We start from the raw sequence: 20220 nt of genomic DNA, 5'->3' as shown, positions 1-20220 counted from the left end.
AATATTGTTTAATCTAAAATTTTTAATTATGCAAAAAGTAGCAAAACAAAACGGAACTGCAACCAAGGAAAATGCAACCGTTAAAAAGGAAGTCCAAAAGAAGTTGACCGACGAGGCTATCGGCAAAACTGTTGCACTGGAAAAAACGGTTGTAGCTAAAAAACCAGCAATCAATTTGGATGACAGAATTCAAAAGTTTGAAAAATTGAGAGGTTTGGCAACACAACGTGAACGATTGACACAAACGTTGAACGAGCTGACCAAGTTCAATTACAATCAAGATGATTCGAGTTCTTTTTATCTAAGGGATTCCCGGAACCTGGAATTCAAGACGACCAACACGAATTTAATCAAGTTGGTAACATCACATTTACAGTCCACTTTGGAACAACGTAAATCTGAAATTGAAGAACAGATTGTACAATTTGAACTTTAATATTGCTAATGTATTCAAATGTGAAAGCCTGCTCGTAAGAGTGGGCTTTTTTAACCTAAGTTTTTAATTATGAATCTAAACAACTTACATAAGCCGTTCAGCACATTTCCCTTCATTTCGTTGCTCTGCATTCCGGGCAAAGAGCTTCTCTACATAAGGTCTTGAACCCAATCCCCGTTTTTGGCTTTCCACTTCGCTACCCTACCCGCTACGCCGGGAAGGAACGCTACATTCCCAAGCCAAAACCGTGAATCAAGTCCGCTTTCCAATCGGAAAGTCAAAGCCTCGATTTTCTTAACAGAATTCCCGGCAAATCCTTCTTGAGTCTTTGCTCGATAATTCTTAAAAACCGAACCTTTGACTTACACATTTTAAGGGGTTTATAATGGATAAAGCCTTTGTTGTTTTTCGGGGCGTCGAAAAACAGACAGTGCATAACCAATTCTAAATTAAACCCAATCGCTCATTTCGCTTAACTGTCGGTACGCTCAAATCGCAACCGGATTTAAAGGAATTGCTAATGCCCTTATGGAACTTGTCAAGACTATACGAGTTTTAGTGAAAAATAAGGTTTCTACTTCCTTGAAAACCGAGGACCTGCCTGTCGGCAGGCAGGTTTTGCTACGTTGCAGACACTCCTGATTTATTCCCTAAAAGTCTTGACAAAACCCACTTCATCCATTGTGCGGTGCACGAAAGAAATCAAACAAACACCCCTTAAAATTTAATTCAGTTTAAAAAAAGGGAAATATTAATCTTTTAAATCTTTTATCATGAGTACCATTAAAAATCACGTACAGTTAATCGGAAACGTTGGACAGGAACCAACCATTACGAACCTTGAAAGCGGTAAGAAAGTAGCCCGCTTTTCATTGGCAACCAATGAATATTATAAGGATGCCAAGGGAGAGAAACAGACGGACACCAATTGGCACACTATTGTCGCTTGGGGCAAGACCGCTGAAATCGTCGAAAAGTATGTTGAAAAGGGTAAGGAAGTTGGTGTAGTCGGAAAACTAAAGACCCGTACCTACACTATGGACGATGGCAACCAACGCTATGTTACCGAAGTGGTAGCCAATGAAATCCTATTATTGGGAAATAAAAACGGAGATACTTCGGATAAGTAACATCAAAATTAAGAGGGCGTTCCCGTGGAAAGCAACGCCCTCTTTTCATCATTATTTCTAAAAAGACATTACAATGAAACGACAAGTTAATGAAATAAAAATCAGCTACAAAGAGCGTGTCCCAGCTCCCTTTTGGACAAAAATAAATTCATCACGTGATGCTTCCGAACTTCTTTATGAACATTGGAACAAGAATACCATAGAACTGCATGAATCCTTTAAAGTGCTGTTATTGAACAATAGTAACAAGGTAAAGGGAATTTATCAACTTTCACAAGGTGGCATTACTGGCACATTGGTAGATTTACGGCTCTTATTTGCCGTGGTACTAAAGACCGCCTCAGTAGCCGTCATACTTTCGCACAATCACCCATCGGGCAAACTTGAAGCCAGCGATGCGGATATCCAGTTGACCAAGAAAATCAAAAAAGCGGCACAGCTTTTTGATATTACCGTACTAGACCATTTGATTATAGTATCCAACGGGGAATATTACAGTTTTGCGGATAATGGCATGTTATGATTTTAAGTTTTGATTATGGTCTATTTGAATTATAACAACCTAGATGATGCTACCCAAGAACGCTTGCTTTCTATATCAAAAAAGGAAGTTGAAAAAAGGTTTGGGGAGCAATTGAGGAACTATGCCAGGGAACACTATGTAAATTACCAGACCCTGTTGGAAGAAGAAGCGATACGAAATCTATACAATTATAAGTATGTTTTCAATATCTAAGCTAAAATACAACGGATTAGACCTTTGAACTTTCAGAGGTCTTTTTTTGTGCCTTACTTTTTCAAAATTTAAAGAACCAATATTCCGAAACTCGACGTCCTGAATTTACTTTTTCTTAAAAATCCTATTTTTTGGTATCAAAACCAATCAATTGAAAACAATCCGTATTTCAATATTATATGTAAATAGAATATCTTTAAAAGACTGTTAAGCAGTACCATTTTTTAAGTATCGCTATCCCATTTTGATTTGACTTTCGCCGATAACGATACCACCAAAAATTAGACATATCGGAATTTTTAATTCCGAAAAAGCAACTGACTTTTTAGTCAGGTTGTTTGAAAAATTTTGTCCCTGCGGGACGGATTTGGAGAAGCAAGAGGGTAACACGCCGAGGCGATGTTAATTATTGGTTTTGCTTTGCAAATCCCCTGTTTATAGGGTTTCACGATTTCAAATTTTAAAGGAACAAACCGAAAACTGGGTCAAATCGTTCGGTAAGCCCCACAAGCATTGAAAAAATATGACCCAATACCTTACAATCTTATATGGACAACTTTTATACCATACGATTCAAACGAGCCACAGCAAAAAGGTTCAAGAGCTTCTCCAAGAAGGTCTCCAATTCCTATTCTGTTACAATGGAACTTATTATCGACTTTTTTGAGTGGCACGGTTTTTTGCCTTCCGAACGATTTGAAAAAAGCCTTGGCCAAGAATTGGTCAAAAACCGAAAGCGCACAGAAGCTGCTATTGCTATCATTAAGGATATTGAAAAGAATCAAACCAAACCTACTAATGCCATGTTAGAACTACTCTTTCAGGAAAGCCCAGAGCAGAATGAGACACAAGAGGAACTTTTTGAATTTGAGCCACAGGAACTGATTACCGAGAATGAGGAACTGAACTACTACCGAAACCAATACCAAGGAATACAACAACAATATCAAAACATTAAGGATGATTTGGAAAAAATCCTCAACAAGACCTCTTATGTAAAAGGAAGTTTTGGAAAAGGTTATCTAAAACTGGAGCTCACAATGGAAGAATTTGAAAACTATAAACAACGATTACAAGATGTACACCACAATAACCAAACAGACTACCGAAGGTAATTATGCTCAAAGCGTTGCCGATTTTGTAGCCTATCTTGAAAAAGAAAATGAAAGTAAATCCATTGATGAAATGGAACATTTTTTCAATCAGTACGGAGAGGAAATATCCAGTCAGGAAGTCATCAAAGAAATTGATGGGAATACTGCAAAACTTAAAAAGACCGAACCCAAATTTTACTCCATTACCCTTAATCCAAGCTCAAGAGAATTAAAGCATATACAAGATTCCTCGGAAGCACTAAAGCAATATACTCGTGAAGTGATGAAGGAATATGCAAAATCTTTCAATCGAGAAATAAACGGACGGGCTGTTACCGTGGATGATATAAAATATTACGCAAAGATTGAGCATCAACGCACTTTTAAAGGTACGGACAAACAAATTGTAGAGAACCAACCGTATGCCACAAAAATACTTCAACTTAAAAATGACATTCGCAAAATAGAAGCTGGCGAAGCGAAAGGAAATATTGAACGGTTGAAACTGAAAATCGCAAAACTGGAAAAACAGGCTCCACACCAACAAAACGGCAAACGTATTGTGAGAGGTATGCCAAAGGCAGGTTCGCAAAGCCATATCCATATCATTGTAAGCAGAAAGGATATGTCCAACAAGTACAGTTTGTCACCTGGAAGCAAGTACAAAGCTTCTGAAACCGTCTTTAACGGAAAACCTGTAAAACGTGGTTTTGACAGGGATAAATTTTTTAAGGCTTCTGAAAAGACGTTCGACACTTTATTTCAATACGAAAGAAATTACGTTGAAACCTATACCGCAAGGAAAACATTTCTCAAAAACCCAAAGCTGTATTTCTCTATGCTGTCAGGATTGCCAACCAACGAAAAGGCAACTGCCTATAGAATACTTGGTAAAGCTGGTGTTCCCATTATGAACATCCCAACAAACAAAGTCCAATTGGCATTGAAGGTAATCAACAAGTTTAAAAAAGGTATTGACAGAGCTGTACAATCAGGTTCAATCGGAATATGAATTTATCGGCGGCACATATCGTTCTTTTTATCATAGTTCCGTTATTATTTGTCAGTACGGTTTTATATGTATTTTTCAATCAAGAAGTTTCGTTAAATAGGGATAAGAAATATCAAGTAAATTTCAGATTACGTTGGGGTAAATTCCAAATCGAAAATATAAAAAGGGGTGCATCCGTCATTGGGTCCGCAGGAAGTGGAAAAACAGAAAGTGTTATTTATAATTTCCTTCAGCATTTTAGTAAACATCAATTCTGTGGCATCCTACACGATTACAAGGATTTTGAACTTACGGAAATTGCCTATCCCCTGTTCAGGGAAAAGGACATAGAATTCTATACCATCGCTTTTGACCAAATCCATTATTGTGTCAATCCCATTGCACCAGGATATCTACCCAATGAGGAAAGTGTCAATGAATTATCCAAAGTTCTTATTGAAAACCTGTTAGGGTTCGATGAATCTAGTACAAACAGTACCACAAAATTCTTTAACGATGCTGTGGAAGGTTTGTTGGGTGGATTGATTTGGAAGCTGAAGATATCCTATCCACAATTTTGCACCTTACCGCATTTGATTGCTATTTTTCAATCGATGACAACCAAGCGATTGGTCGCTTTTGTAAGTTCCAATATCACATCAAGGAGTATGGCGAGTGCTTTTATCAATGGTATGGATTCGGACAAGCAAACGGCAGGAGTCAAAAGCACGTTAGCCAATGCTTTTAAAAAGATAAGCTCACGACAACTATTTATGGCATTGTCGAAAGACGAAGTGCCTTTGAATATAAATGACGAGAAAAATCCAGCGGTAATTTCCTTAGTGAACCACCCCAAATACGAATCAGCTTATTCACCCATAATTGCAGCAATTTTACATACAGTTATAAAGCAAATGAGCATTAGAGGTCAAAGACCTTCTTTTTTGATGATGGAAGAAGCTCCAACCATTAAGCTGCTTAATATGCACCGTATTCCGGCAACGCTACGAAGTTATGACATCGCTACTATTTATGTGATGCAGGACAAAGTACAGAACGATATTCTATATGGAGACAAAATGAGCAAAGCCATTCTGAGCAACCTATCTTATCAATTCTTCGGTAAGGTCAACGACCCCGATACAGCCAAATATTATGAACGCTTCTTTGAAATCATAAAAAAGCCCACCCACAGTATCAGCAAAAGCAGTGGATTGAGTTTTGAAAGCCGCATAACCAAAGGAGAAAAAGAAGTTTCTAAACGTAGGGCAGATATTTTCTTTAGATTAAAACAAGGCGAATTTGTTGCTTTTGCTGATGGTAAGGATAAAAAAGTACAATTCAAACTACAACAGATTCAAAAGGATATGCCTAAAAAAACAAAGCAGTATTCCGATGAGGATTTACGTTTGAATTTTGAGAAAATATATCGAGACGTAAAACTTCTTTTTGAACCAAAATAGTGCAATTACAGTTAAATGATATTATCCTAAATTGCGCTAGTATTTTATAGTAATACCGATTTCCTTCTGAGAATTTTCTATCTGTTACATCCTTATAATATTATTTTACTTGTCATTTATTTAGATGTGACTCATCAATACATTTACTTTATAGAATGGAGATTGCAACAATCAAGATCCTAAGAAATTTTCATACTTTAGTACACTAAAAAGAAAATATGTAGAACTTAAGATGTTAAATTTGGGTATTACAGATCAATTAACATTTGATCAGCTAAGAAAATTACGTTTAGTAAATTTGTACACGCTTTTGGCAGCGTGCACCTCCTTACCTTATGCCTTTTTCTTTTTTTCTATCAATTCAAGAGTAGGTGTTACTGCCCTTTTGTTTTTTTTTATTCTTTCCTTTACATGGATATTCAACATAAAAAGAAGCTATAGTCTAGCAAAGATATGGTTGTTTTTATGTTCTTATTTATACCTTTTTTGGTTAGCCTCAACTCTAGGTCAATCAAGTGCTGTACAACTTCTTTTGGTCATTGTTCTTTTTAGTGGAGTCATTCTTTTCGAACTAAAGGAAAAACATGCATTTATCTGGAACATCATAATTTGTATTATAGGTTTTCTGATTTTGGAAATGACTTCATATTCATTATATAAAGTGACAATTTCTGAAAGTACGATGAAGTTGATCTATTACTTCAGCTTAATTATTGCTATATCCGGATCCATAAGCATAGGATTTCTATATGCCGTACAATATAATGTTCAGATTAAACAAAAAGAAAACGCCCTTGAAAAAGCAGAAGAAATTGAAAGTACCATCTACTATTTTTCCAATTCGTTATTTGGCAAAAATACTGTAGATGAAATTTTATGGGACGTAACCAAGAATTGTATAGGGAGGCTTGGGTTTATTGACTGTGTTATATATCTGCTAGACGATGAAAAGCAAATATTAGAACAAAGAGCAGCTTATGGGACTAAAAATCCAAAAGCATTTGAAATTTATCAGCCTTTGGAAATTCCCTTGGGAAACGGAATTGTAGGTCATGTGGCAAAGACAGGGAAGCCATTATTAGTTCCTGATACATCCAAGGACTCTAGATATATTTCAGATGACAATAATAGGCTTTCTGAAATAGCAGTACCTATATCTTTTAAAAATAAGGTTATTGGGGTTATAGATTCTGAACATCCAGATAAAAACTTTTATTCAGAAAAGCATCTAAACATACTTTCTACAATTTCTGCACTTTGTGCAAATAAAATTGCTGGAGTCTTAGCTGAGGAAGAAAGGGTAAAAGCCTTACGTGCCAAGATACTTGCCGAAAAAATAAAAGAAGTAGATAAATTAAAATCTAAATTATTTGCCAACATTTCTCATGAACTACGAACCCCTCTCACCTTAATGATGGGTGTCATAGAAGACCATATAGATGAATTAGATGTCAACGATGATTGGAAACTTTTAAAAGCGCAAACAGATAAACTGTTGCGACTAATCAACCAGATTCTTGATTTAACAAAAATAGAATCTCGCAAGTTCCAGATTAACAAAAGTGGAAATGACATTTACAAACTGTTATCGGATTGGACAGCTATGTTTGAATCGTTAGCTGCCTCTAACTATGTCAAGTTAAAGACAAGCATTCCGAAAGATAGCTTATGGGTTCCTATTGATGAGGATGCCATGGAAAAAATCATGTACAATTTAATATCCAATGCCATAAAGTTTTCCAGACCTAAAACAAAAATAAAAGTAAGTGCGTCCTATCAAAATGGGGAATTATCAATTCAGGTAAAAGATGAGGGTATTGGCATTAATAAAAAAAATATCCCCAAAATATTTGATAGATTCTTTCAAGTAGAAAACTCCTCTAATTTAGGAACAGGTTTGGGGCTGTCACTAACCAAAGAATTAGTAGAATTACACGGCGGTACAATAAGCGTTAAGAGCAAAGTGGATAAAGGCACTTGCTTTACCTTGTCATTTCCCTTAAAATCATTGAATGCTTTCGTAGAACAACAAGAAGTTTCTAGCAAAGAAGTTTTTAATCAAGTAGATAACACCAAAAAAAATGAAACAGGTCAAGAGGTTGGTCAAGCTGACAATCATATCCTTTTAATAGAAGACCATCAAGAATTGGCCGATATGATTATCTCAAAACTAAGCCCCATGTATATGGTAACGCATGTTTTGAATGGGGAATTAGGAGTTGTATATGCTAGGGAAAATTTACCTGACCTGGTTATAAGTGATATTATGATGAAGGGTATAGATGGTATAAAAACATGTGAATCTTTAAAAGAAGATGAACTTACGAGTCACATCCCTGTTATTTTACTTACAGCAAGTGCGGATATTGACACCAAATTAAAAGGGCTGCGTACAGGAGCGGATGACTACCTTACCAAGCCTTTTGTTACCGACGAACTCATTGCAAGAATCCAAAACCTTTTACAACAACGGGAAAAGCTGAAGAATAAGTTTCAAAAAATAATCCGTTTGAAACCCAGTGATATTGTTATTGCAAGTACCGAAGAACTGTTCCTAAAGAAACTACTCAATATCATAGACCAAAACTTGGATGACGGTAATTTTAGTGTTACCCAACTAAGTGAAGCTATAGGAATGAGCCGTGTACAGATTCATCGCAAACTCAATGCCCTTACCGGACAATCCACAACAACCTTTATTAGAAATCAACGCCTTTTGCGTGCAGCGCAACTTCTTGAAGCTGGAGAATCTGTTTCACAAGTAGCTTATGCTGTTGGTTTTTCTAGTTTATCATATTTCACTTCTGCCTTTAAAGAGCATTTTGGAATACTCCCCTCCCTATATCCTTCAGAAAATAAATAATTTTTTTACTTCTTTTTCCTTGTAGGTAACATTACAGCAAAACAATGTAACATAGGAGGCAATACCCCTTGACTTAGTGCTAGAACTTTGCCAGTTGTTCTAGTGTCACGCCGATACTATAATATCACTCAAATCAAAAAAGCATAAGCAATGAAAAAAGAAATTAAAAAACTGGCATCTATGGCAGTAATCCTATTACTATTTATAGGATGTAGCAACGATGACAATAGTACAGGAAATACCGACCAATCTTTAAAAATCACATCCCTATCTCCAGACAATGGTGGTAAAGGAGATGTGATAAAAATTATAGGCAATGGCTTTGGAACAGATGAAACATTGGTCAAGGTCTTTTTTAACGACAAAGAGGCTCTGGTAAGCAATTTAACCAATACTGAAATAGAGGTAGCCATACCTCCAAAGGCTTTTACTGGACCTGTAAAAATTACTGTAAATGGAGAAGAATTGGAAGGCCCTGAATTCGCCTATAACATTACAAGCACTTTTGTAACCACTGTTGCAGGCAGTGGAGTCCCTGGAGATGAAGATGCCCAAAACCCTTTACAGGCGAATTTCAAGGCACCCTACGATATAACTTATGGCCTGGTTAACCAAAACAAGCATTTTTATTTGATTGACTTGGCAAACCATAAAATTAAAAGAATAGGCACAGCCGGAGCTGTTACTACTATTGGCGGTTCTACTATGGGCTATATGAATGGCCAATACAACCAAGCCAAATTTTATGAGCCTAGAAACATCGCTTTGGTACAAGAAAATGGAACTGGAGTCCTTTATATCTCAGATACTAAAAACCATGTCATACGAAAACTCACGGGTGGTGAAGTTACCACCTATGCAGGTAATGGTACTGCAGGTTTTGCGGATGGAAATGCTACAACTGCTCAATTTAACGAACCACAAGGACTGACTCTCGATGACAAAGGCAATTTATATGTATGCGATGGCGAAAACCATAAAATACGAAAAATCTCTCCTTCTGGAGAAGTTACTACCGTAGCTGGCAGTACTAAAGGCTTCTTTGATGGAGTGGCTTTGAGCGCACAGTTCAATTTTCCTATGGGCATTGTCATAGACTCGGAAGAAAATTTGTTTGTGGCTGATGGGTTTAATAACAGAGTACGAAAAATAACACCAAATGGCGTTGTCTCCACATTTGCAGGGAGTGACCAAGGTGACCAAGATGGTATAGGTAATCAAGCAAAGTTTTATAGCCCTTTTGCCATAGCTATTGATAAGTGGGACCATTTATATGTGTCGGACATCGATAATCATAAAATAAAAAAAATTACGCCTGCGGGCCATGTAACCACTTTAGCAGGAAGTACAGAAGGGGATTCAAATGGAGACGGTTTGTTAGAAGCAAAGTTTGCATTTCCAAGAGGGTTGTGTGTTGATGAATTGGGAGACATTTATGTAGCCGATATAGTAAATAATAAAATAAAAAAAATAGTGCAAGAGTGATGTAATGTTTAACGTGCTATTCTTCCCCATAATTCACACCCTATCGATGTTGTTTTCACTAAACTTTTTTAACTGGAATAGCACGATTAAACATTACTACAAAGTATAGAAATCATGAAAAAAATTATATATAAAACCACGGTATTTCTTTTAATAGCTATGATAACAAGCTGCTCAAAAGACGACAGTACATCTCAAGATGACAACCCTATAACAGATATCTATGTCGTAGGTCAAATACAAAAACAAGACGGTACCGTTAAAGCCGTGTATTGGAAAAACGGTGAAGCATTTGTATTACCATCAGATAAATATTCTGATGCCTTTGCTATACATATTACCAGTACAAATGATGTATATATCGTTGGTGTTGAGTTTGATGATTCTAGCGTAAGAAAACCAGTGTATTGGAAAAACGGCGAAAAAGTAACACTTACAGCAAATAACACTAAGGATACATATGCTTGGGATATAGAGGTATCAAATAATGGAGATGTGTTTGTAGTTGGCAACGAAAGAAATGATGGCAATATTCCCGCCGCAGTGTATTGGAAAAACAGCACTAAAGTATCTCTGCATTCTGTTGGAGTAGAAAGTTCAGATGCCAATGGTATTCATATATCAGCAAACGGAGATACTTATATATCTGGAAGAGAAAATAATCAATCCTCTTTTGGCAGTAGAGCGGTGTACTGGAAAAACGATAGTAAAGTACTATTATCTGATGGTAATCCAAGTGCTAGTTCACAATCTGTTTATGTAACTGAAGCCGGAGATGTATATATAGTTGGCAGGGAAGTTAGTTCTCCAGGAGATATAGCTGTATACTGGAATAATGGAGTAAAAACAATTTTACCTTCATCAGGTGATAAAAAAATACTAAACCCTTCAATTTATGTAGCCAATAACAAAGTATATGTATCTGCACTAGAAATTGACCCAAACGATAACAATTTGACGAGTGCGGTTTACTGGGAAGGTGCAAGTAAGTTTGACTTAACAATAGGCAACAATAGCAATCAAGCACATGCAAACCACTTAATTGTAGTTGATAATGATGTTTATATCGCAGGTTCAACAAGACCAGCTATGTCAACGCCCTATACCGCCGTGTATTGGAAAAACGGTAGCAAAACTGCATTAACCGATGGGTCTTATTCTGCATTTGCAAAAGATATTGCTGTAAAAACTTCAAATTAAAAAAGATGAAAAAAATAATTAAAAATATACTATGCATTTTATTGGTGTTTACTACAGTATCATGCTCAAAAGACGATAGTACATCTCAAGATGGCAACCCCACAACAGACATCTATATCGTAGGTCAAATACAAAAACAAGACGGCACCGTTAAAGCCGTGTATTGGAAAAACGGTGAAGAGTTTATATTACCATCAGATAAATATTCTGATGCCTATGCTATACACATTACCAGTAAAAATGATGTATATATAGCTGGTATTGAGTTTGATGTTTCTGGGATAAGGAGGCCCGTATATTGGAAAAACGGCGAAAAAGTAACGCTTGCGACAAACAATGCCGAGGACGCTTACGCTTGGGATATAGAGGTATCAAATAATGATGATGTATATGTAATAGGTTATGAAATAAATGATACAAACAATGGAGCTGAAGCTATTTACTGGAAAAATGGCACTAAAGTATCACTACACTCTAGCGGTATTGTTAGTTCTTATGCCTACGGTATTCATATAACACCAAGTGGAGATACTTATGTGTCTGGATATGAGTATGAACCATTCTCTTTTGGTAGACGAGCGGTGTATTGGAAAAACGATAGTAAAATAGTATTATCTGATGGTGGCCCAAGTGCAATTTCACAATCTATTTACGTTACAAACGCTGGTGATGTTTATATAGCTGGTAAGGAAGATAGTAAACCTGAATCTAAAGCAGTGTACTGGAAAAATGGTATAAAAACAGTTTTATCTCTTACTGGGGATAAAAAAATATTTGCCCCTTCAATTTACGTTGCCAACAATAAAGTGTACGTATCTGCAAGAGAAGCTGTTGCAGACCAAAACAATGTTAATATATCTAGTGCAGTTTACTGGGAGGATAGCAATAAGTTTGATTTATCTGCGGGTAGCAGTCAGAGTTTTTCAAAACAAGTCATTGTAGTTGATAACGATGTTTACATTGTTGGTTCATCGAGGCCAACGGCGTCTTCCTCCTATGACGCGGTATATTGGAAAAACGGAGCTAAGACAACACTAACTGATGGTTCTTATACTGCATTTGCGTCAAGTATTGCAATAACAAAAAATTCAAATTAAAGATGGAAAAAATAAGTAAAACTATATTGTATTTCTGTTTTGTAATCCTAATTACTGGATGTTCAAAAGATGATGATAAAGCTAACGAAGATACACCTGTCGCAGATGTATATGTTACAGGAACAGACGATAATAAAGCTGTGTATTGGAAAAATGGTAAAAAAACCATACTCTCAGATACAAACTCTTCGGCTACCTCAATTTTTGTAACTGATAATGATGATGTATATGTGGCAGGAAGTGAAGGTGATAATGCAGTGTATTGGAAAAACGGTGCTAAAACCATATTAGATACAAACAACGCAGTTATAAATGATATCTGGGTTTCTCAAAATGATATTGTACATGCTGTAGGTAAGAGGGATGATTTGAACTCATCAATCAATAAATCTGAGGCAGTATATTGGAAAAATGACCAAGAAAATCTTTTGTATCAAGGCGAAAAGGCTGTAAATATATTAGTAAAAAATGAAACAGTATATATAGTTGGTTATTTTAAAAATGGTGAGGTTGGATATTGGAAAGACGGTGTTCAAGTCATTTTACCCGAAAATAATGTAATAATAGTAGACTGCCATTCAATACATCTAAATAATAACAATTTATATATAGCTGCCAACATTATTACACAAGAATCAGCACCGAACATGATAGGAGCATATTGGCTTAATAATAATCTAGAAGAGTTGCCAGAAATAGAAAATAATTCTTCATCAGTAACAGATATTACAATTGTTGATGAAAAACTATTTGCCACTGGTTTTGAAAAAGACAAAGACAACAAAAGTAAGGCAGTCTACTGGATGGGCGATGCAAAAGTTATTTTATCAAATACCAGTTCTCGAACATCAGGAATATTTGCAATGGACAATGATATATACATATCCGGATATGATGAAAATGAACAAGGCATAATACAAGCATGTTACTGGAAAAATATGGAACAAATATTCTTACCTACAGATGGCTTGTACACCTATCCAATAGACATTTTTGTAAAAACCTCAAATTAAAAACAAAAAACCATGACAAAGCTGAAATATATAAGTTGGTGCATACTGTTTATCTTTCTTTTCACCGCATGTAGTAGTGATGACGATGCAGGTGTAAACCAACCTCAAAACAAAATAAGGGTAAGTACAATTAAAGAAATTTTTGAAGATGGTAGTTCCGCCAATTATGACATAACGTATAACGATGACGGTAATATTACCAGTATAAAGAGAACAGCGAATAGCGGTAGCAATATTGCGTCTATATTGTACAACGACCAAGGACAATTTACGCAAAAGGGGGGCGTCATTTACAACTACAATGAGGATGGATTGCTTAGTGAGATTATAGGGTCAAATTACACTTCAGAGATTACTTATAATGCCCAAGGGCAATTGTTTGAAGAAGGGACTTTAGCAGATGGCCAATATACTTTAAAACGAACCTTCAGCTATAACTCCAACGGACAACTTACAACCGTAGATGAGTTTTTTATTTATCCAAATCCAAGTGGAGCAGCTCCTTATAGAAAGCATTTCATAACTTATGATAACAACGGTAATGCTATTAAAGTAGTAGGAACAACTAGTCTTGATGGTATAACCTACACTGATAGATATATATCAACATTTACTTATGATGACAAAAAAAATCCACTTCTAATCATGCATGAAAGTTCTGGAGGTGCAGTGGGATTGTCCTATAGTTTAGACATTTTAAATTTTTATACAGGCAGTCTTTTAGGTGATACACCAATCCATAGATATTATGGTAAAAACAATATGCTTTCTCGCACAACTATTATCAATAATGAAGAATATAAACAAACCTTTCAGCACGACACATACAATGAGGACGAGTACCCTTTAAGCACCACGTTAACAGTCTTTGGTACAAATGGTCAAGTAAGTGGTAAAGTAACATATGAGTGGGGCTATGAAAAAAAATAAAACATCTATAATCATGAAAAAAGAACTATTAAAAATATTCGTGGCAGTTATCATTATTCTTGTAAGCTGCAGTAAAGACGATGGCAGCGCACCCAGTGATACAGAACCTGGTAATACAGCACCAGTCATAAATGCACAATCATTTACAGTAACCGAGGCACTTGATTCTGGTAGTATAGTCGGTGTGGTAACAGCAACAGATGCTGATGAAGATGAACTTGTTTTCACAATAACCACCAATTCTGGGGCTCTATTTACGATAGACAGTTCAGGAACTATTAGACTGGCACAAAATGAGCAATTAGATTTTGAAACCGCTTCAACCCATAAGTTAAATGTTGAGGTTAGCGATGGAAAATCAAAGGTGTCTGCAGAAATTACTATCAATGTCACCGATGTTAATGACGAAACAGGCGATATTTATATTGCTGGAATTTACACTCAAAGTGAATTGAATCAAGACTGGGCAGAAGCTGCTTATTGGAAAAATGGAGAAATAACATTGCCCACTACTTCACCTAGTGAAGACTATCCATCAGCAGCCTACTCAATATTTGTGGAAGGAAATGATATTTATGTGGCGGGATATGAAGTAGAAGGACCAGAAGATGATTTAAAAGAAATCGCCAAATACTGGAAAAATGGAAACGATGTATCCCTAAGTTTAGGAGATGGTTTCTCAAGAGCAAGATCAATTGTCGTTGATGGTAGTGATGTATATGTATGTGGTCAAGAAGATCATCCTGATTATGGAAATGTACCTAAATACTGGAAAAATGGCAATGCTACTATTCTTGATATTGAAGCATTTATAGCATATGATATTACAAAAGCAAACGGAGATATTCACATAGCGGGTTATGGTGAAGTGTCAGGCAAGGACGGTAGATTCGCCCTACATTGGAAAAATGGCAATGGTACTGCAGTTAGCACAGAAACTGCAACAGCGCAAGCACGGGCAATTGCAGTTTCTGGCAATGACGTTTATTTGGGTGGTTTTGAAACTTTACAAGGAGAACTAGAGGCTAAAATTTGGAAAAATGGACAATCTACATCGCTTTCTGATGCCAACAATTGTGGTATAGAAGATATAGCCGTATCTGGTAATGATGTATATGCCGTGGGATATGAATTCGAAGAAGATGGTAATATATACTATGCCAAGTATTGGAAGAATGGAGAATCTTTTCGTTTGTCAGGTGGAACTAATGCCATAGCGCTTGGTGTTGCAGTTTTTAACAATGATTTCTATGTTGTTGGTAGAAAAGGTACTACAACATTGAAAGGAGTTCTTTGGAAAAATGGTGTTCAAGTGCCAGAATACACAATAGATAATGCTGAATTTCGCAGCATTTTTATTCAATAATTAAGATTTAAAAATAAACCTATTAAAAATGAAACAACTAGTTTTTATACTTAGCTTATTACTATCTCTTTCATTGCATTCGCAAACTGAAAACGACAAAAAAGAAATTAAAAGCATCATTAAGACCATAGCCGAAGGCTGGAAAGAAAGGGACGTAGCGAAAACCACAAAACATTATGACGATAAGGTAGATTGGACCAATGCCTTTGGAGACCGTATGCAAAGCAAAGCAGACTTAAAGACATTGCTTACTGAAATCTATTCGTTGGATTTTGTGATGAAAGGAAAATCAGAAAGTCAATATAAAGACATCAACTTCTTGACACCAGAAATAGCCATTGTACGTTCCAAGACAGTAGTAAAAGGTCAAGAATGGGGAGATGGCACGGCCATGAAAGACAGACACAACCATCATCTTATGGTATTTCAAAAGAAAGATAAAGAGTGGAAGGTCATTAGTCATTTGATAAGTCAAGCATGGATTAAAAAATAACAGATGAAAAATATTCAATACATAAACAGTTTTTTTATACTACTTGTTCTATTTGCCTCCTGTAGTAGTGATGATTCTTCTTCTGTAGAAGAACAAATACCTCAAACAAGAGTTAAAACCATTAACGAAAATGATATTAATTTTTATGATGTTGAGTATAAAGATGATGGTAAAATCGCCACGATAAATAAAAGTGGAAGCGGAAATTCTAGTATTACATATGCATATAATACACAAAACCTACCCATACAAAAAGGAGAAGCAAGTTACGAATATAACGCTCAAGGCAAGCTAAGTAAAATAACCACTTCGGACTATACCACAGAGATTACTTATGACCAAGAAGGCAAAATAGTACTGGAAGAGGCTGTAGCCAATACATACAATTTAGATAAAACTTTTAAGTATAATACAGAGGGACAGCTTATAGAAATAGCAGAACATTTTATCTCGAATAACTCTGGGTTAGCCCCTTATAAAAAGTATATTATCACCTACACTAGCAACGGTAGTATTGCTGAAATACTGGAACGACAAAGTATCGATGATTTTACGTATGTGGATAAGTTTGAAAGTAAGTTTGGGTACGATGACAAGAAAAATCCATTATTAAACTTACACGAAAACTCTGGGGGTAAAGAAGGTTTATCATATTATATGGGCGTATTGTCGTTTCATACAAATAGCATTACAAATTTGCCTCCCAGTTTGTATTTCTATGGCAAAAACAATTTATTGTTTCACACAAGAACAGATTTAGATGACAACAAACAATACAAAACAACATATCAACACCAGTATAATCAAGATGGGTATCCTGAAACTACTACCAAAACGATATTTAATCCAAACTCGCAAAATTCAACTGAATTGATTTACGATTGGACATACGAAAAAAAATAGGTCTTAAAAATAGAAATATACCTATCAACATAAGTATAATAAAGATGATTATCACTTAGCCACTAATAGAAAGAGGTTTATCCCAAATGGAAGTGCCCTTGAATTTCAATATCAATGGACGTATAATAAGTAAATTAAATAAGAGAATTATGTCACGAGCTATTCTATCAGTACTACTACTTTTTTTTTCATTAAGTAATGTTGCACAGGAAAAACAAAAGGCTATTTGGGCTGGTGCAATGCTTGATGTTATTGAAGGGAAAATCATTAACAATGTCCTTATTGTTATTGAAAACGACAAGATTATAAAAATTGATAAAGCATCCAATAAGGATAAGTACAAAGAGGTTATTGACTTGTCAAAATATACTATCCTACCCGGACTTATTGATTGCCATGCTCATTTAGTGCTGAATTCTTACGATAAGTCTATTGACCAATGGGAGTTGCCTATTGCCAATTATGGTATAATGGGAACGCTTAATGCAGAAAAAACACTTAATGCAGGTTTTACCAGCGTAAGAGATATTTGGGGTATTTTCTATAGTGATATTGCACTACGAGATGCAATTATCAAGGAGATTATTCCCGGCCCGAGAATGTACGTAAGTGGTCCTGCAATTACCATGACCGGCGGTCACGGAGATTGGGAAAGTTGGATGGCACCACAACTTGAATTAAAACAAAATCCTGCAGCCATTGCTGATGGGGTTGATGAAGTAAGAAAACAAGTGCGCCGTCACATCAAACAGGGAGTCGACCTTATAAAAATTACAGCGACGGGTGGTTTTGGCACCAGTGGCTCCATACCTGGAGCTGCTTCGTATACCGAAGAAGAAATTAGGGCGGCCGTAGATGAGGCAAAGAAACAAGGTTTGAAAGTAGCAGCCCATGCCCATGGTGCCGATGGAATAAAGAATGCTGTAAAAGCGGGTGTTACTTCAATCGAACATGGAAGTTTGATGGATGACGAAGCAATTCAACTGATGAAAAACCGCAAGGTCTATCTCGTGATGGACTTGCTAGCCGCCCATTATTCCCATATAGAACTAAATGAAGATTACAGTGATAAAAAGTTAGGCGAAGGTAACAACGAATTATATAAAAGATTTCTCGATAATTTCCTTAAAGCTTATAGGCAGGGTGTGAAAATGGTTTTCGGTTCAGATGCTGGAGTATATCCACACGGGCGTAATGCAGAGCAATTCAATTTAATGGTCAAAGCTGGAATGACTGAAATTGATGCTATAAAATCAGCTACGATTATTGCCGCCGAGCTTATAGGAATTGAAGATAATACCGGAAGCATCAAAGAAGGAAAATGGGCAGATATAATAGCCGTGAAAGGAAATCCTTTGGAAGACATTACAATACTTGAAAAAGTTGAATTCGTAATGAAGAGTGGGAAGATTTATAAATCCAATATAAAATAAAAACCAAATCATGAAAAATCTTTGGATATGGAAATACATATTCTAACGACCGGCGGTACTATTGGAGGATTGGAATATCAGGATACAATAGACAAGCCTGAGCATATAGATATGGATATAGAAAATTTCTTTAAATCTGCCAACGTATCCTTTGAATACGAAATAGATAAAGTTTTTGATAAAGACAGCCGATTTATAACCGATGAAAACCGCAAGGTATTGTCGGAAAAAATCAAGTTATCTATTGCAGATAAAATACTTATTACTCACGGAACATTAACAATGGTTGAAACCGCAAATTTTCTCGGAAGGATGAATCTTGGGAAAGTTGTTGTACTTACAGGAGCTTTAGTTTTGGGAACAAATGCAAATACCGACGCCCCTTTCAATTTGGGGTTTGCGATTTCAGCATTGAAATTCTTGGAGAATGGAGTTTATATCACGATGAATGGAAAAATTTTCGATTGGAACAACGTCAAAAAGAATCTACAAACTAACCAATTTGAAACCTTATCATAATAAATATGAAAAATGTTTGGTACTTCAATACATTGGACAACCTTCTTCTATCTGTTGATAGATACGTTCATTGTATTGTATGCCGCAATTCAGTCATTACGATTAAAACTTTCGGGATTTAGAAGGTATATCGTTTTAGGAATCCTGTTCATCATCTATAATGCGACAGGAGGATTTCTACCAATGGATAATTTTCCTGGGCCATTCATTCTTCAGTATGTAATCACTTACGGGACGGCCATTACTCTATGTATTTACATTGTCTACTACTTATACAAAGAATACGATTTTGCCATTTTTGAAATGTATTGGTCCATCACCAATATTTCCTTATTGTTAGGCCTTGGTTTTATAATTCTCTTTTTGGCTCCTTATTTCATAACGGGCTCACTGGACAAGGCACGAGCATATTTTACTATTCCTTTTGCCTTAATCGGATTTTATTTCTTGGGTTCTTTTTGTCAAAGAATCAGTCATTTTCCCAAATCGAACTCGTTCGCTCTCAGAAGATGTAGACTTTCAATATTAAGTGCAGGATGTATTGTGTTGCTACCCATTTTAACAGTGATTGGTGATTATCAATGGCTCACCTTCACAGTAATGAATTTTCCTTTTTATGCAATTACTGCAATAGAAGTAGATAGATACTTATACGTTTTGGAAAACAAAAACAAGATGTTGGGCGTAATCGCTTTTTACGAGAACAAAGGCAAATTATTGGAGCCCAAACTCCTTCACAAAAACCTGACCAGACGTGAGATTGAGATTGCTGTTTCAATGTTGAGCAACCAAACCTACAAACAGATTTCGGAAACATTTTTCATCGCCGAGCGAACCGTTTCCAAGCATGCATCTAATATTTTTAAAAAGACGGGGGTAAAGAACAAAACAGGGTTTCTAGCAAAATTCAAGAGTGGAAAATGAAGAACTTTTAGTTTTATACTAATCACAACCAGAATACGTACAAAAATACGTTTAAATTAGTAGGCAAATACGTTATTTGTTAACAGCTTTTACTATGGCCTTTCAGTATTTTTATAGCCAACTTTCCAGCCAAAAATTGCTAAA

The 20220-nt window shown here is 35.9% G+C and carries 19 protein-coding genes; all 19 read left to right on the top strand.

Features of this window, described 5'->3' with window-relative positions; genetic code table 11:
* Positions 1-28: 28 nt before the first annotated feature.
* The 19 genes from EM932_RS06775 (at position 29) to EM932_RS06685 (ending at position 20076) form a co-directional block, all read left to right on the top strand.
* On the top strand, positions 29-436 hold the full coding sequence (locus EM932_RS06775; RefSeq protein WP_135876426.1) for a hypothetical protein: 408 nt from the start codon (positions 29-31) through the stop codon (positions 434-436).
* Positions 437-1209: 773 nt separating this feature from the next.
* Positions 1210-1566, top strand: a complete 357-nt coding sequence (locus EM932_RS06770) for a single-stranded DNA-binding protein (protein ID WP_135876425.1) — start codon at positions 1210-1212, stop codon at positions 1564-1566.
* A 73-nt stretch (positions 1567-1639) separates the two neighbouring features.
* Positions 1640-2089, top strand: coding sequence for a JAB domain-containing protein (locus EM932_RS06765; RefSeq protein WP_135876424.1), 450 nt, complete (start codon positions 1640-1642; stop codon positions 2087-2089).
* A gap of 15 nt (positions 2090-2104) precedes the next feature.
* The gene (locus EM932_RS06760; protein ID WP_135876423.1) at positions 2105-2302 is read left to right on the top strand and encodes a hypothetical protein; all 198 of its coding nucleotides are present in this window, start codon (positions 2105-2107) and stop codon (positions 2300-2302) included.
* A 548-nt stretch (positions 2303-2850) separates the two neighbouring features.
* Positions 2851-3417 carry a BfmA/BtgA family mobilization protein gene (locus EM932_RS06755; protein ID WP_135876422.1) on the top strand — a complete coding sequence of 189 codons (567 nt, stop codon included), beginning with the start codon at positions 2851-2853 and terminating at the stop codon, positions 3415-3417.
* Positions 3380-4408, top strand: coding sequence for a MobB family relaxase (gene mobB, locus EM932_RS06750; RefSeq protein ID WP_135876421.1), 1029 nt, complete (start codon positions 3380-3382; stop codon positions 4406-4408). Before EM932_RS06755 ends, mobB begins: the two co-directional genes overlap by 38 nt.
* The gene (locus EM932_RS06745) at positions 4405-5850 is read left to right on the top strand and encodes a type IV secretory system conjugative DNA transfer family protein (RefSeq protein ID WP_135876420.1); all 1446 of its coding nucleotides are present in this window, start codon (positions 4405-4407) and stop codon (positions 5848-5850) included. Before mobB ends, EM932_RS06745 begins: the two co-directional genes overlap by 4 nt.
* Before the next feature lie 232 nt (positions 5851-6082).
* Positions 6083-8713 carry an ATP-binding protein gene (locus EM932_RS06740; RefSeq protein WP_135876419.1) on the top strand — a complete coding sequence of 877 codons (2631 nt, stop codon included), beginning with the start codon at positions 6083-6085 and terminating at the stop codon, positions 8711-8713.
* Between the two features lie 150 nt (positions 8714-8863).
* A complete protein-coding gene (locus tag EM932_RS06735) occupies positions 8864-10198 on the top strand; it encodes an IPT/TIG domain-containing protein (RefSeq protein ID WP_135876418.1) in 1335 nt (444 codons plus the stop codon).
* Between the two features lie 114 nt (positions 10199-10312).
* Positions 10313-11398, top strand: coding sequence for a hypothetical protein (locus tag EM932_RS06730; protein ID WP_135876417.1), 1086 nt, complete (start codon positions 10313-10315; stop codon positions 11396-11398).
* A 5-nt stretch (positions 11399-11403) separates the two neighbouring features.
* Entirely contained in the window at positions 11404-12495 is a 1092-nt protein-coding gene (locus EM932_RS06725) for a hypothetical protein (protein ID WP_135876416.1), read from the top strand.
* Between the two features lie 2 nt (positions 12496-12497).
* Positions 12498-13508: a hypothetical protein gene (locus tag EM932_RS06720; RefSeq protein ID WP_135876415.1), complete on the top strand. Its 1011-nt coding sequence runs from the start codon at positions 12498-12500 to the stop codon at positions 13506-13508.
* 12 nt (positions 13509-13520) lie between these two features.
* Complete coding sequence (locus EM932_RS06715) at positions 13521-14438, top strand: hypothetical protein (RefSeq protein WP_135876414.1); 918 nt, start codon at positions 13521-13523, stop codon at positions 14436-14438.
* A 13-nt stretch (positions 14439-14451) separates the two neighbouring features.
* Positions 14452-15804, top strand: a complete 1353-nt coding sequence (locus EM932_RS06710) for a cadherin repeat domain-containing protein (protein WP_170179744.1) — start codon at positions 14452-14454, stop codon at positions 15802-15804.
* A 28-nt stretch (positions 15805-15832) separates the two neighbouring features.
* On the top strand, positions 15833-16297 hold the full coding sequence (locus EM932_RS06705; protein WP_135876412.1) for a YybH family protein: 465 nt from the start codon (positions 15833-15835) through the stop codon (positions 16295-16297).
* 3 nt (positions 16298-16300) lie between these two features.
* Positions 16301-17200, top strand: a complete 900-nt coding sequence (locus EM932_RS06700; protein WP_135876411.1) for a hypothetical protein — start codon at positions 16301-16303, stop codon at positions 17198-17200.
* 149 nt (positions 17201-17349) lie between these two features.
* Complete coding sequence (locus EM932_RS06695; RefSeq protein WP_170179743.1) at positions 17350-18633, top strand: metal-dependent hydrolase family protein; 1284 nt, start codon at positions 17350-17352, stop codon at positions 18631-18633.
* Positions 18634-18660: 27 nt separating this feature from the next.
* Positions 18661-19152, top strand: a complete 492-nt coding sequence (locus EM932_RS06690) for an asparaginase domain-containing protein (RefSeq protein ID WP_135876409.1) — start codon at positions 18661-18663, stop codon at positions 19150-19152.
* 12 nt (positions 19153-19164) lie between these two features.
* Positions 19165-20076 carry a helix-turn-helix domain-containing protein gene (locus EM932_RS06685; protein WP_135876408.1) on the top strand — a complete coding sequence of 304 codons (912 nt, stop codon included), beginning with the start codon at positions 19165-19167 and terminating at the stop codon, positions 20074-20076.
* Positions 20077-20220: the final 144 nt, after the last annotated feature.

The sequence above is a fragment of the Flavivirga rizhaonensis genome, assembly GCF_004791695.1.
Classification (GTDB): Bacteria; Bacteroidota; Bacteroidia; order Flavobacteriales; family Flavobacteriaceae; genus Flavivirga; species Flavivirga rizhaonensis.
This window is presented reverse-complemented; position numbering and strand designations above follow the sequence as displayed.